This is a genomic window from Staphylococcus capitis subsp. capitis (assembly GCF_040739495.1).
Lineage (GTDB): Bacteria > Bacillota > Bacilli > Staphylococcales > Staphylococcaceae > Staphylococcus > Staphylococcus capitis.
In genome coordinates, this window is sequence record NZ_CP145263.1 from 2,430,297 (window position 1) to 2,443,792 (window position 13,496).

Annotated in this window: 15 protein-coding genes and 1 pseudogene; 4 read left to right on the plus strand and 12 right to left on the minus strand. The window is 33.0% G+C overall.

The features are described from left to right. Window positions 1-121: 121 nt before the first annotated feature. The 3 genes and pseudogenes from V6C74_RS12185 to V6C74_RS12195 all read right to left on the minus strand — a co-directional run. Window positions 122-1,324 (minus strand): ABC transporter permease, encoded by a 1,203-nt coding sequence (locus V6C74_RS12185; protein WP_016898436.1) that lies wholly within the window; start codon window positions 1,322-1,324, stop codon window positions 122-124. Next, the gene (locus V6C74_RS12190; protein WP_016898437.1) at window positions 1,317-2,003 is read right to left on the minus strand and encodes an ABC transporter ATP-binding protein; all 687 of its coding nucleotides are present in this window, start codon (window positions 2,001-2,003) and stop codon (window positions 1,317-1,319) included. Before V6C74_RS12190 ends, V6C74_RS12185 begins: the two co-directional genes overlap by 8 nt. Beyond that, a pseudogene (locus tag V6C74_RS12195) lies at window positions 2,000-2,824 on the minus strand (efflux RND transporter periplasmic adaptor subunit); the annotation flags it as partial. The pseudogene V6C74_RS12195 and the gene V6C74_RS12190, both read right to left, overlap by 4 nt. Here V6C74_RS12195 and V6C74_RS12200 point away from each other — a divergent pair. Together V6C74_RS12200 and V6C74_RS12205 are read left to right on the plus strand one after the other, a co-directional pair. Further along, window positions 2,810-3,433, plus strand: a complete 624-nt coding sequence (locus V6C74_RS12200; RefSeq protein ID WP_029625737.1) for a YIP1 family protein — start codon at window positions 2,810-2,812, stop codon at window positions 3,431-3,433. The pseudogene V6C74_RS12195 and the gene V6C74_RS12200 overlap by 15 nt on opposite strands. A gap of 298 nt (window positions 3,434-3,731) precedes the next feature. Then, window positions 3,732-3,929, plus strand: a complete 198-nt coding sequence (locus V6C74_RS12205) for a hypothetical protein (protein WP_016898441.1) — start codon at window positions 3,732-3,734, stop codon at window positions 3,927-3,929. A gap of 105 nt (window positions 3,930-4,034) precedes the next feature. On the opposite strand, the gene V6C74_RS12210 is transcribed toward V6C74_RS12205, so the two are convergent. From V6C74_RS12210 to V6C74_RS12220, 3 genes are read right to left on the minus strand one after another with little or no spacing between them, the layout of a single operon-like run. Continuing rightward, the gene (locus V6C74_RS12210; RefSeq protein WP_002454378.1) at window positions 4,035-4,589 is read right to left on the minus strand and encodes a TetR/AcrR family transcriptional regulator; all 555 of its coding nucleotides are present in this window, start codon (window positions 4,587-4,589) and stop codon (window positions 4,035-4,037) included. After that, window positions 4,555-4,950 (minus strand): DUF3147 family protein, encoded by a 396-nt coding sequence (locus V6C74_RS12215; RefSeq protein ID WP_002434060.1) that lies wholly within the window; start codon window positions 4,948-4,950, stop codon window positions 4,555-4,557. Before V6C74_RS12215 ends, V6C74_RS12210 begins: the two co-directional genes overlap by 35 nt. Window positions 4,951-4,969: 19 nt before the next feature. Continuing rightward, the gene (locus V6C74_RS12220) at window positions 4,970-5,329 is read right to left on the minus strand and encodes a DUF3147 family protein (protein ID WP_002454376.1); all 360 of its coding nucleotides are present in this window, start codon (window positions 5,327-5,329) and stop codon (window positions 4,970-4,972) included. Window positions 5,330-5,589: 260 nt separating this feature from the next. On the opposite strand from V6C74_RS12220, the gene V6C74_RS12225 reads away from it, so the two are divergent. Both V6C74_RS12225 and V6C74_RS12230 read left to right on the plus strand, forming a co-directional pair. Continuing rightward, complete coding sequence (locus V6C74_RS12225; protein WP_002434582.1) at window positions 5,590-6,225, plus strand: HAD family hydrolase; 636 nt, start codon at window positions 5,590-5,592, stop codon at window positions 6,223-6,225. A gap of 66 nt (window positions 6,226-6,291) precedes the next feature. Next, the gene (locus tag V6C74_RS12230; RefSeq protein ID WP_016898442.1) at window positions 6,292-7,002 is read left to right on the plus strand and encodes an SDR family NAD(P)-dependent oxidoreductase; all 711 of its coding nucleotides are present in this window, start codon (window positions 6,292-6,294) and stop codon (window positions 7,000-7,002) included. Between the two features lie 62 nt (window positions 7,003-7,064). Here the strand turns inward: V6C74_RS12230 and noc are convergent, their stop codons facing one another. From noc to rpmH, 6 genes are all read right to left on the minus strand, one after another. Continuing rightward, window positions 7,065-7,904, minus strand: coding sequence for a nucleoid occlusion protein (gene noc, locus V6C74_RS12235; RefSeq protein WP_002434625.1), 840 nt, complete (start codon window positions 7,902-7,904; stop codon window positions 7,065-7,067). A gap of 47 nt (window positions 7,905-7,951) precedes the next feature. Further along, window positions 7,952-8,671, minus strand: a complete 720-nt coding sequence (gene rsmG / locus V6C74_RS12240; RefSeq protein ID WP_016898443.1) for a 16S rRNA (guanine(527)-N(7))-methyltransferase RsmG — start codon at window positions 8,669-8,671, stop codon at window positions 7,952-7,954. Next, on the minus strand, window positions 8,671-10,548 hold the full coding sequence (mnmG, locus tag V6C74_RS12245) for a tRNA uridine-5-carboxymethylaminomethyl(34) synthesis enzyme MnmG (protein ID WP_016898444.1): 1,878 nt from the start codon (window positions 10,546-10,548) through the stop codon (window positions 8,671-8,673). Before mnmG ends, rsmG begins: the two co-directional genes overlap by 1 nt. An 82-nt stretch (window positions 10,549-10,630) precedes the next feature. After that, window positions 10,631-12,010 carry a tRNA uridine-5-carboxymethylaminomethyl(34) synthesis GTPase MnmE gene (gene mnmE, locus V6C74_RS12250; protein WP_016898445.1) on the minus strand — a complete coding sequence of 460 codons (1,380 nt, stop codon included), beginning with the start codon at window positions 12,008-12,010 and terminating at the stop codon, window positions 10,631-10,633. A 157-nt stretch (window positions 12,011-12,167) separates the two neighbouring features. Beyond that, window positions 12,168-12,515 (minus strand): ribonuclease P protein component, encoded by a 348-nt coding sequence (gene rnpA / locus V6C74_RS12255; RefSeq protein ID WP_002434022.1) that lies wholly within the window; start codon window positions 12,513-12,515, stop codon window positions 12,168-12,170. Window positions 12,516-12,623: 108 nt separating this feature from the next. Then, window positions 12,624-12,761, minus strand: a complete 138-nt coding sequence (rpmH, locus tag V6C74_RS12260) for a 50S ribosomal protein L34 (RefSeq protein WP_000240855.1) — start codon at window positions 12,759-12,761, stop codon at window positions 12,624-12,626. Window positions 12,762-13,496 lie beyond the last annotated feature (735 nt).

Below are 13,496 nucleotides of genomic sequence, written 5' to 3' on the forward strand. Positions count from 1 at the left end.
TACTCGTAGAATTTATATCAGAATTCAGTATATAAAAATAACAATTATTAAAATTTAAGCGTGAGTAGTCAACATTAAAGTAACTACTCACGCTTTTGAGATAATTATATAGAAGCAATCGTTATTTAATAATATCAATTAATTCTTTCTTAGATGCGGCACGTGCTGGTATCCAACCGAACACAATACCGATAAGAGTAGATACACCAACAGCTAAGATTACGGAGCCTAGACTGACGGAACTCTTAACCATCTCTGGTGTAACGAGATCAATTAATGTTGCTATGATAATACCGAGTATTAATCCGATAATACCACCAATAAGACATAGGACCACACTCTCGACTAAGAATTGTATTTCGATATCTCGACCTTTGGCACCAAATGCACGTCGAATCGCAATTTCTTCTGTACGCTCAGTAACTGAAATGTACATCACATTCATCACACCAATACCAGCAATAAAGAGTGAAATACCTGCAACTGCTGCAACAAAGTAAGTAATGGTATCTAATACTTTTCCGATACCTTTCATCATTTCTTCATTGTCTTGATAACTATATTGCCCTTCAGATGTGCCAGTACCTTTTTTATTCAGTTCTTTTTCAACTTTTTTACCGACATCTTTTTTAGCAGAACTCTTATCCACAGTAACTAATAATTGAGGCATACCCTGAGACAAGTTACCCATATATTTATTGAATGTCTTTGTAGGGAGTTGTACTGTTGATTCTTCAGGCATACCCATACCGCCAGCGTCCATTCCTGAATCTTCAGATACACCAACAACTTTAAATCCTTCGCCATTCACATAGATAGACTTACCTATCGCATTATTGTTAAACACTTTTTTCGCAAGTTTACTATCAATGACAGCAACTTTCTCTTCAGTGTCATTATCATCTTCAGTAAATCCTTTGCCTTTGCCTACATCGGTAAGCTCGTTTTGTTTTTTAAGACTGACATCACCACCACCATGTGAATTGGTGATTTTAGCTGAATACGTGCTATCATCGTCTTCTTTTATTTTGGCATTCTTAACACCTTTAATTTGTTCTACTACACTTATATCTTCTTGTTTAAACGGATTATTCTTAGGTGCCTCCATATTCTCAGTCATAAATGAAATAGAAGCTTGATCTTTACCCACACCCGCTTCATCAAATTGTTCATTTGTTGATTTCTTAAATCCATTACCTAAAGACATAATAGTAATGACAGCTGCGATACCGATGATAATCCCAATCATCGTAAAGATGTTTCGACGTTTATTCTTTAAAATTGAGCGAAAGGCGACAGCAATAACATTAGAAAAGTTATTCATGCGTCAACACCTCTTCCTCTCGCACACGACCGTCTAAAATATGAATAATACGATCAGCTTTATCCGCTACATCACGGTCATGTGTAACCATAATCATCGTTGTTCTTTTTTCTTTATTCAGTTTAACAAAGAGTTCCATAATATCTTGAGACGTCTTAGAATCAAGCGCACCTGTAGGTTCATCAGCGATTATAAACTTTGGATTGTTAATAATCGCTCTAGCAATGGCCACCCGTTGTTGTTGACCACCTGATAATTTATTCGGCAATAAATCTTCTTTACCTTTAAGACCGACGTCTTGAAGACCGTCTAAAACTTTATTTTTACGCTCTTTACTCCCTATTCCGTTATAAATAAGAGGGATACTAACATTCTCAAGAATGGTATTATTTTGAATCAATTTAAAGTTTTGAAAGACAAACCCTACAGTATGATTTCGAATTTCAGCAAGCTTGTTGTCTGAACTTTTTTGATAATTTTCATTATTAAAAAGGTATTCCCCTTCATATCCGCGATCGATAAATCCTAAAATATTGATGAGCGTACTCTTTCCTGAGCCTGAAGGACCCATGATAGCGATAAACTCTCCTTCATCAATATGAATATCAATATCCTTTAAAATATGATTATATTCATTACCATTTTTAAAGTGTCGATTGATTTTTTTCAACTCAATCATGATGACACCTCAACTTTTTCTCCATCATTTAAATTACCTTTAGGATTTTTAATGACTTTATCACCTGATTTAAGACCTTTTTTAACGATAATTTGACCATTGTTTCGTTCAATTTTGATATCTCGTTTATGAACTTTATGATTTTCATCAACCACGAACACATCGTTATCTTTAGTTAATACATTATCAGGTAGTTTTTTAGTTTTTAAAGGAATCTTCGCATCCATAGAGAAACCTGATCTAACTGGGATATCTAAATCTCCAATAACTACTCTGTATTTAGATGTGTCGCCTTCTTTACCTCCAGAAGGATTATTCACAGTTGGATTAGAAGCTTGAGCGCCTGAACCTTCACCTTCTTCACCGCCTGCTTGAGCACCACCAGCTGCTTCACCCTCACTACCGGAATCATAACTAGTAGGAAGCTCATCAATTTTGATAATCTTACCTTCACCTTTTTTACCTGTACTATTTACAGTAACGTCGACCTTATCTCCCTCTTTAATCTTATTAATATCAAATTCTGTAACAGTCGCATTGATTTGAGGGTTATCTGAAATTAACTGTAATATCGGTTGTCCATCACCAACATCTGAATCATTTTTGATATTTACTTTACCATCAAATGAAGCATACATACTGTCATTCACTTGTCTGTCGTGTTGTGTTAATGACTGTTGTGCTTCGTTTAATGAGCTTTGATCTTGAGTAAGTTTAGATTGCAATTGGCTATTATTAGGGCTTTGATTAATCTTTTGATAATCATCATTCACTTGACTTTGTGCTTGGTTAACTTTATTCGCTAATTGTTCACGTTTACTAGCATTCCATTTGTAAATCATTTTAGTAAGTTAAGAGAAAATCCAAAATGGTTAGTGAAGTTGTTAATTTTAATAGTTTTAGCCATAATAACTGCATTCGTAAGTTACTTTGCTACAAAAGATTCTGTATTATCACAAACTAATGGTCAGATGAATTCTGGAGTTTACTTGATAATAACAATAATAACTGGTTTCTTTGGCATGCTTTTTAATGCAGGAATAGTTTTTGTGATTTTCTTAGTTATTTCTAAAATATTTAAATCTGATGCTAAAGGTAGCAGTATCTTTTCTGCTGCACTTTCATACTCAATTATAATTAATGCTTTCTCTCTTATTATCATTATTATCCAACTATTATTTGGATTAAGTATTCTTGAATATAAATTAGACAGTTTAAACATCTTCGCTAAAGGCAACAAATTTTTAATGGCATTAAACTTAACTAACTTATTAAAAGCATTTTTAACAGGCGTAGTTTATTACTCAACGAGTCGCTTATCTAAGAAAACATCTATTATATTAGGTATCGTTGCTCTAGTTTTATTAGTTGGATTTGGTTTAATAAGTGGAGCTTCTGGTCAATCAATGCCAAATATGAACACTAAATAATCACAAGAGGTACAAAAATGAATTCAGGATTAATATTATTGATAATCATTTGTTGTGGTATGTTACCAATTATTATTAGCTTGAATGAGAAAAAGAAAAAATAGGCGATATCAACCATAACCTAAAAAATCCCCTCACTATCTCGAGTAGTGAGGGGATTGGTGCATATTATTTACGAAACTCTTGTTAATTAAATTATCACACTAAAATATGTAGAAATGCATAGTATATTAATTAATTATTTTTTATTTAAAGCTTGCTTTCATTAGATGTTATTATTTTATGAAGGAGGATTGAGATGATTACTATACTGATTATATATTTACTACTTAATTTGTTACCTGCTATATATTTTGGAATAAAATACTTTAAATTGAAGAATAAAAAAGCCTCAGATAAAGAATTTAAAAATCTTTCTAAATCAATGATGAGAGCAGAAAGTATCATTATTCCAATTTCAGTATTATTAATGTTATTACTATATTTTATTAAATAAAAAGTTGTCTGATCATTAGATATTAATAAACTGCATACAAATAAGAAATTAACACTTCGTTCAGTCTACCCTCTACATAAAAAACGTTCCTTATTTAAGGAACGTTTACTCTTTCGTTTCTGGTTCATACGCTTCGATAATTCTTTTCAACATCTTTTCAATGTAATTTTCATCTAATGAGTCGGGTTTGATTAATATATTGAAGTAAATAGGCGAGAAGATAAGATCTATAAATAAGTCTTGCTCTTCATCTTTAATATGCTTGCTGATAATCTTTTTTAATGTTCTTCGATTACTATTAAAATAATCTGTCATAAACGTTTCTCGTGCTTCGATCTGTTGATGACTGATTAAAATTTCAATCACTGCACTACCTAATTTCGTCTTATAAATATCTTTGATTTTCACTAAAAAATGATACAAATCTTCATATAAATTGTCGCTCTCATGGATAAATATCTTTTGTGATTGTTCAACAAACATATCCATAATAATTGACGATTTATCTTTCCATCTGCGATAAATCGTCGCTTTAGAGATACCAGTATTTTCCGAAATCTGATCAATTGTTATGTCTCTAAAATGTATTGTTTCTAATAAACGGTTAATTTCTTCATAAATTTTCTTATTTATTGTTGGATCTTTCGGTCTTCCAGCCATGTTTAACCCTTCTTTTATGCGTAATAAATTCAACAATTTCAAATATAACTACTGCACTTACAAACCATACAATAAATCCACCAATAATACTAACTAACCACATTTGTGTTGATTGTAAAAGTCCCCAAGTAGCTAAAATACTAAATAATACGCCTATCATACCAAAGACTGCGCCTCTACTCACATGCATTGCCATCTTATCACCAAATTGCATGCCTGTGATAAACATTGAAACTAAGAACACTGCTGGAAAAGTTGCAAAGATACCTCCGAACTCTTTCCAAGGTAATACCATTGAAACAATGTAACTCACTAATACTGCTAATCCACCAACGAGAAATTTTATTAATACTAATTTCATTATTACAATGCCTCCATCATTAAATGTGTCTAACTACAAATATTGCTATAGAAATGACAAGCCAACATACAATTGAAAATATAGTCCCACTCTTGTAATTTCTTTTACCTATAAATAGTGAGGTAAAGAATACAGTAACTATACAAGATATAATTCCTACAATCGCACCTGTACTAAGATGTATAGACATTTGAATCAATTGTTGACCTCGATGATCTATAGCTAAAGCAATCACTGCAGCAAGGTAGACTGCCGGCATAGTGGCTATAATACCACCTAACTTACCACCGACTTTATCTGCCATAACTGATGCGAGCGCAACTGCAAGACCACCTATTACAAAATGGAGAATAGCACTTGAAATCGATATACCAAACACAATAACCCTTCTTATCAATTTTAATTATTAAACGAAACGTTTCGTTTACTTTTAGTGTAAATCGATTATAGTGCGTTGTAAACATTTCCACTAAAATACCTAATTTTCTAAAAATACCAATAGTATGTGTTTCACGTAAAACAATTATTAAAGTTTTTACATTATCTAAAATAACTTATTTATAGTTTAGTTTGTCGCTTGATAATTTTATGTTAAAGTTTTTATAAAATCATTTTCTAATTAAGTGAGGTTAGACATTCATGTACAAAAATTTAATCTTTGATTTCGATGGTACAATTGCAGATTCTAAAGAATGTAGTATAGTTGCTACTCAAAAATCTTTTAAAGAAAGAGGGCTAGAAGAACCGACAGTAAATCTGATTGAGTATTATATGGGAATACCAATAGAAAAGTCATTCAGTTTAATGAGTTCCGTTGATTTAGATGACCATCAGTTAGAAGCGCTTATCAAAACCTTTAGGCAAAATTATAAAGAGGTTGAATCATCTTATTTAAAACTTTATAAACATATGACTGAACAACTCCAATCACTCTCAAAAGATAAACAGTTATTTGTAGTATCAAGTAAGAAAACAGATGTGCTCATTCGTAACTTAGAGATCTTAGACATAGATCACTTATTTACAGAAGTAATAGGGTCAGACAAAGTTAATCACTATAAACCTTCACCTGATGGCATCAACTATATCTTGAATAAATACCAATTAGAAAATGAAGAAACTATTTATATCGGGGACGCTATATTTGATATGCAAATGGCAAATAGCGCAAAAGTGGCATCATGTGCAGTCACTTGGGGTACACACAGTATTGAGGAGTTAAAATCTGAGAATCCAACATATATCATTCATGAGGTAACTGAATTAAATTTCTAATCTTTTTTAAATTCTCGAAAATTCAATTAACGTCCCTTCATCAAACATATAAAGGAGTATATCACTTTGAGTAAAAAAGTTTTAATTACAGGTGCAAATAAAGGTATAGGCTTCGAAACAGCAAGACAACTCGGACAGCAAGGTTGGTATATTTTACTCGGAGCTAGAAATGAGCAAAGAGGAATGGAAGCAGTTAATACGCTTCAACGAGAAGGAATTAACGTAGAATGGGTTAGAATAGATTTAAATCACGCTGAAACAATAGATTCAGCTGCACAATACATTAGAGCACATCACAGTGATATTAACGTCTTGATTAATAATGCAGGTGTTTCAGGAAATATGCAGGCTAAGCCATTAGATGTGGATGTTGATGAGTTAAGATCTTTAACAGAGGTTAATTTCTTCGGTAATTTCCAAATGATTAAATCTTTCACATCAATCTTAGCCCGTAATAAAGGTAGAATAGTGAATTTAACCATCCCTTTGAAACCATCAAGTTTCTTCGAACCATTTAGTTACATTGCAACGAAAGCACCACTTAACTCAATGATTAAGCTCTTTGCAAGACAATTCAAGAAAAGTAAAATACCAGTCGAAATTTTCGGTATTATGCCAGGTGGAGTGACGACTGATTTAAACAATCATCAAAAAGGTCTACTCATGCGTACCGTCAGTGAAGCTGCCCAATCCATTGTAAAAGTGGTCACAGACAACCGTAATCACAATGGTAAAATCTTACTTAGAGTCACGCCTTTTAAACTATTTAAAAAGTAAATACTTTCAATAAAAAAACGAGTTAGTGCAACAATATACTGCATTAACTCGTTCTTTTCTTACTATTTCTTATATATTCTAATTTTTATTTCATAATAGTCATCATGGTCTTTGTCTTTATGTTCAACACGTAAGCCAGACTGCTCGATGGCTTCAATACTTTTACCCACTTCATCTCTCGCTTGAGTCACATCTTGTGAAAATTGGAAAGTCTGAGCTTTAACTTTTTCAGGACCTGTCTTTTGACGTACTTTATCTTCAGTTTGTTTAACGTTTAATTTCTGATTAATGACTTGCTCAATTAATTCTTCTTGCTCATCTTCGGGTAAAACTAAGACAGCACGGGCGTGTCTTTCAGTTATCTTTCCTTCACGAAGTCGTTTAATCACGTTAGGAGCAAGTTTTAATAAGCGTAATTTATTAGCGATGAAACTTTGACTTTTACCTAGACTCTTCGCTAATTCACTTTGCGTCGTATCTCCTATTTCAAGCAATTTTTTATAAGCTTCCGCTTCTTCAACCACAGATAAATTCTCACGTTGAATATTCTCAATTAACGCAACTACTGCCGTTTCTTCATCATTCATGTGACGAATAATGACGTCAGCTTGTGGTTTATGCAATGATTGTAATGCTCTGAATCGACGCTCACCAGCAATAATTTCAAACATATCCTCTTCTATCGGACGTACAACGATAGGTTGCAATAACCCATGTTCTTCAATCGATTCAGCTAATTCTCTTATCTTATTTGGCTCAAATACTTGTCTTGGTTGATAACGATTGGGTACGATACGTTCAATATGAATGGATTCAACATTATTATTGCGCTCTTCTTCAGTATAACCAACGATGTCATCTTTATTTTTTAAACCAAATAATTTTGAAAAAGGTTTCTTCATTATCCATTCTCTCCCTCTCAATTATTTGTTATATAGTATGTCTCTTCTTAGCTCTCAAGTAGTGGAGATTTGTTTGGCGTACCTGGTTTCCTTGGGTATTTCTTAGAAGTCTGTCTACGTTTATCAATCACTATCATTTGTCTTTCACCAGCATCCTCAGGCAATTCAAATGAAAATGTTTCTTTCACGTTTCCACCTAAAATATTAATAGCAAAGTTCGCTTCTTGCAATTCCTCTTCGCCTTTAGATGACTTAAGTGCGATAAATTGGCCACCTTTTTTTACTAAAGGTAAGCACAATTCACTCAATACAGTAAGACGTGCAACAGCACGTGCTGTAACGATATCATAAGACTCCCTGTAGGCTCCCTTACCATAAGATTCCGCACGATCATGCACAAAACTGACATCTTGGAGGCCTAACTCTGCAGCTAAGTGATTGAGAAATTGAATTCGTTTATTAAGTGAATCCACAATCGTTACCTTCAATTCAGGAAAAACTATTTTCAAAGGAATACTTGGAAATCCTGCACCAGCTCCAACATCGCAAATGCTTAATTCTCCATCGAAGTCATAATAGAAGCTAGGTGTAATTGAATCATAGAAGTGTTTTAAGTATACAACATGTTCTTCCGTAATACTTGTTAAGTTCATCTTTTTATTCCACTCAACAAGTAATTGATAGTACGTTTGGAATTGTTCTTTTTGCGTTTCAGACAATTCAATGCCATGTTCACTTAATTTCTTAGATAGCCATTCTACACTCATTATTGATTCACCCTTTGAAGTTTCCCTTGTTCTAAATAGACAAGTAAAATTGAGATATCTGCTGGATTTACACCAGATATACGTGAAGCTTGTGCAATATTTAATGGTTTTACTTCTGCTAATTTTTCTCTAGCTTCAGAAGCTAAACTATCTACTTTACTATAATCCAAGTCTTCAGGAATTTTCTTCTCTTCCATACGTTTTACTTTTTCAACTTGTTGTAAAGATTTATTGATATAACCTTCATATTTAGTTTGTATTTCAACTTGTTCTTCAACTGCATCAGGTAGTTGGTGGTCTTCTTCTAGAATCTCTAAAATCGTATCATAAGTCATCTCAGGACGACGTAATAAATCAATTGCTAAGATACCATCTTTCAAGCGTGAGCCACCTTTTGACTCGATAACAGATTGAGTATGATCGTTTGGTTTAATACGAATGTCAGTTAAGCGTTGAATTTCATTTTGAATTTGTTGACGTTTCTCATTAAAGCGTGCGTAGCGTTCTTCAGAAATCATGCCTAACTCATAACCTACATCAGTTAAACGTAAATCTGCATTATCATGACGTAGTAATAAACGGTATTCAGCACGAGAAGTTAATAATCTGTATGGTTCATTAGTTCCTTTAGTCACTAAGTCATCAATTAATACACCGATATATGCATCAGAACGACTTAAGATTTTCTCTCCAGTACCTAACACTTTACCTGCTGCGTTAATACCTGCCATGATACCTTGTCCTGCCGCTTCTTCGTACCCTGACGTACCATTAATTTGACCTGCAGTATATAAGTTCTTAATTGATTTTGTTTCAAGGGTTGGCCATAACTGTGTAGGCACAATCGCATCATATTCGATTGCATAACCTGCGCGCATCATGTCTGCCTTTTCAAGACCAGGAATTGTCTCTAACATTTGACGTTGAACATGTTCAGGAAGACTTGTAGATAAACCTTGTACATACACTTCATTCGTATTACGACCTTCAGGCTCTAAGAAAAGTTGGTGTCTAGGTTTATCGTTAAAACGAACAAATTTATCTTCAATTGATGGACAATATCTAGGACCAGTACCTTTAATCATACCTGAATACATCGCAGATAAATGAAGATTATCATCAATCACTTTGTGTGTTTCGCCATTTGTATATGTTAACCAACAAGGTAATTGATCTAAAATATATTCAGTCGTTTCATAACTAAATGCACGACCTACATCATCACCGGATTGAATATCAGTTTTAGAATAGTCGATTGTTTTAGCATTCACACGTGGAGGCGTACCTGTCTTGAATCGAACTACATCAAATCCAAGTTGTCTCAAGTTGTCAGCTAAAGTGATAGAAGGTAATTGATGGTTTGGACCACTAGAGTATTTCATGTTACCTAAGATGATTTCACCACGTAAGAACGTACCTGTTGTAACAACTACTGCTTTAGAGCGGTATTCTGTTCCAATATTCGTACGTACGCCTTTCACTTCATTATCTTCAATAATTAACTCATCCACCATGCCTTGCATAATATCTAAGTTATCTTCGTCCTCGATTACACGTTTCATTTCTTGTTGATATAACACTTTATCTGCTTGTGCACGCAATGCTCTTACAGCCGGTCCTTTACCAGTGTTCAACATACGCATTTGGATATGTGTTTTATCAATTGTTTTAGCCATTTGTCCACCTAACGCATCGATTTCACGCACTACAATACCTTTTGCAGGGCCACCAACGGATGGATTACATGGCATAAAGGCAATATTATCTAAATTAATTGTTAACATTAACGTTTTCGCACCACGTCTTGCTGAAGCTAAGCCCGCTTCAATTCCTGCATGACCAGCTCCAATGACAATTACATCATACTCTTGAACCACTTTTTTACCTCCTTATATTCTTAAAAACTTTTCCGGAAAATGAAGACACCCTACCGTCTTATTCCTTAAATATTAAGTATCATTATTTACCTAAACAGAATTGACTAAACAGTTGATCAATTAACTCATCGCTCGCTGATTCTCCAATGATTTCACCAAGTATTTCCCAAGTACGCGTTAAATCAATTTGAACCATATCCATAGGCACACCAGATTCAGCAGCATCTATCGCATCTTGAATTGAATGTCTAGCTTGTTTTAATAAAGAAATATGACGTGAGTTAGATACATATGTCATATCCTGATTTTGAACTTCTCCACCGAAGAATAAATCTCTAATTTGAATTTCTAATTCATCTATACCTTCTTGTTTTAACATAGAAGTTTGGATTAATGGCATGTCACCAATCATTTCTTTAACTTCATCTATATCTAAACGTGGTTCCAAATCTGTTTTATTAATAATTACAATAATGTCTTCGTTCTTCACAACTTCATATAATGTTTGATCGTCTTCTGTTAGAGGTTCATTATTGTTAAGAACAAATAAGATTAGATCCGCTTCACTTAATGCTTTACGTGAACGTTCGACACCAATCTTTTCTACAATATCTTCTGTATCACGTATACCTGCTGTATCAACTAATCGTAATGGTACCCCTCGTACATTGACATATTCTTCTAAAACGTCTCTAGTCGTACCAGCTACTTCAGTAACGATCGCTTTATTATCTTGAATAAGATTATTTAACATTGAAGATTTACCTACATTAGGACGACCAACGATAACGGTTGATAATCCTTCACGCATTATCTTACCTTGAGTACCTGTTTCAAGCAGTCGATTAATTTCTTCTTTAATATTCTTAGACTGTTCAAGTAAAAACTCAGTTGTGGCATCTTCAACGTCATCATATTCAGGGTAATCAATATTAACTTCTACTTGAGCGAGAATCTCCAATATGGATTGACGTTGTTTTTTAATAAGGTCACTTAAACGACCTTCAATTTGATTCATTGCTACTTTAGAGGCGCGATCAGTTTTAGAGCGTATGAAATCCATAACTGCCTCTGCTTGAGATAAATCAATACGACCATTTAAGAAAGCACGCTTCGTATATTCACCTGGTTCAGCCATACGTGCACCATACGTCATAGTTAATTCCAGTATGCGATTAATTGTTAAAATTCCACCGTGACAATTAATTTCAATGATATCTTCTCTAGTAAATGTTTTTGGTGCACGTAGCACAGATATCATCACTTCTTCGACAGTTTCATTAGTTTCTGGATCAATAATATGACCGTAGTTAATTGTATGTGTATCTACTTCAGATAATTTTTTCTTTCCTTTATAAAGGGCATCTCCTATTTCAATGGCTTGTGGGCCTGATAAACGGACAATACCGATAGCTCCTTCGCCCATAGGTGTTGAAATACTAGTAATCGTATCAAAATCCATAAGAGTCTCGCCTCCTTATTCAAGTAAAATTTCATTATAACATTGTAAATTGTTTCTCTATAAAAAGCGAATATAGTGTTTTTAAAGTGTTCGAGTTAGGCTTACGTTTGTCTGAGGTAAGACTTCGGTTAGTCTTATTTAGAGCACATCCCCTACCCTACTTTATCTTTTTATTAAATACCTTAGCTATTTTAAGTACATGTTCTAAACTACCTTGAATTTCTAAAGTTGTCATATCTCTAGCTGGATGTCTCGCAATAACAACAATATCTTTAGCTATAATATCTTCTTTGTGAACTTTAAAATTTTCTCTAATAGCTCTTTTAATTCTATTTCTAGTTACAGCATTACCCAATTTCTTAGAAACACTTATACCTAAGCGAAAATGTTTATTTTCACTATTATTATAGGTATAAACCACAAATTGTCTATTCGCTACAGATTTACCTTTTTTATAAATAGTTTGGAAATCTGAATTTTTCTTTATACGATATGCTTTTTCCACATAACATCACTCGCTTATTCAATTATCCATTATATGAATGTTTTTATTTCAAATGAATCTTTTTTCCTAATTAAAACGAAAAAAAAGACCACTGATGAGTCAGTGATCTTATGCTGATAAAACTTTACGGCCTTTACGACGACGACGCGCTAAAACTTTACGGCCATTTTTAGTGCTCATGCGTTTTCTGAAACCATGAACTTTACTATGTTTACGTTTATTTGGTTGATAAGTACGTTTTACCATGCAAAACACCTCCATCTGTATTCAATTATCTAATATTTCCAATTTCATACCTTGAAACTGGCTCATATACATAGATAAATTATCAAAGTATGTTGCAGCCTATAGTACTAACATACTTCATTTGAGCAATTGCTCTCTTATTGTGTCTGCTATTAAGAAATTTCTTATTTAGCTCATTATTATCTAGTCATAATTCAAGCAACTACTACAATATAACAAAATCCCTTTTATAAAGCAAGATGATTTTATGATGTATAGCATATCTTTCAATTAAATTTTCAGTTTTAAATCATTACGATTCTTGCAGCTCAAGAACTTTATATTAGTTATACATTTTTCATACATGTGTTATAAATTATTTCCCAAATGATTATTAAGAAATAATGAAGATTATATAAAGTTATCCACTTATTCACAAAACTATTGCTTATTTCTGTGGATAAAATAGAGTTCATACACATAGTTATGCCAAATTTAAGAACATATTCACAGTCATTTGACATCTGTCTAAGTTAAAAAGTATAATTATGTGGATAAGTCGTTCAATCAATGATTTTATAAGGATTTATTTATTGAACTTTTATACATAATTACTGTGAATAAATCATAGTATTGTGATAGTTATCCACTATATGTGATTAACTTGTGGATAATTATTAACATGCTGTGATTATTTTTATCCACTAATGTTATTTATGTGTATAAGTCAAAAATTTTAAGAAAGATGGAGTTTTT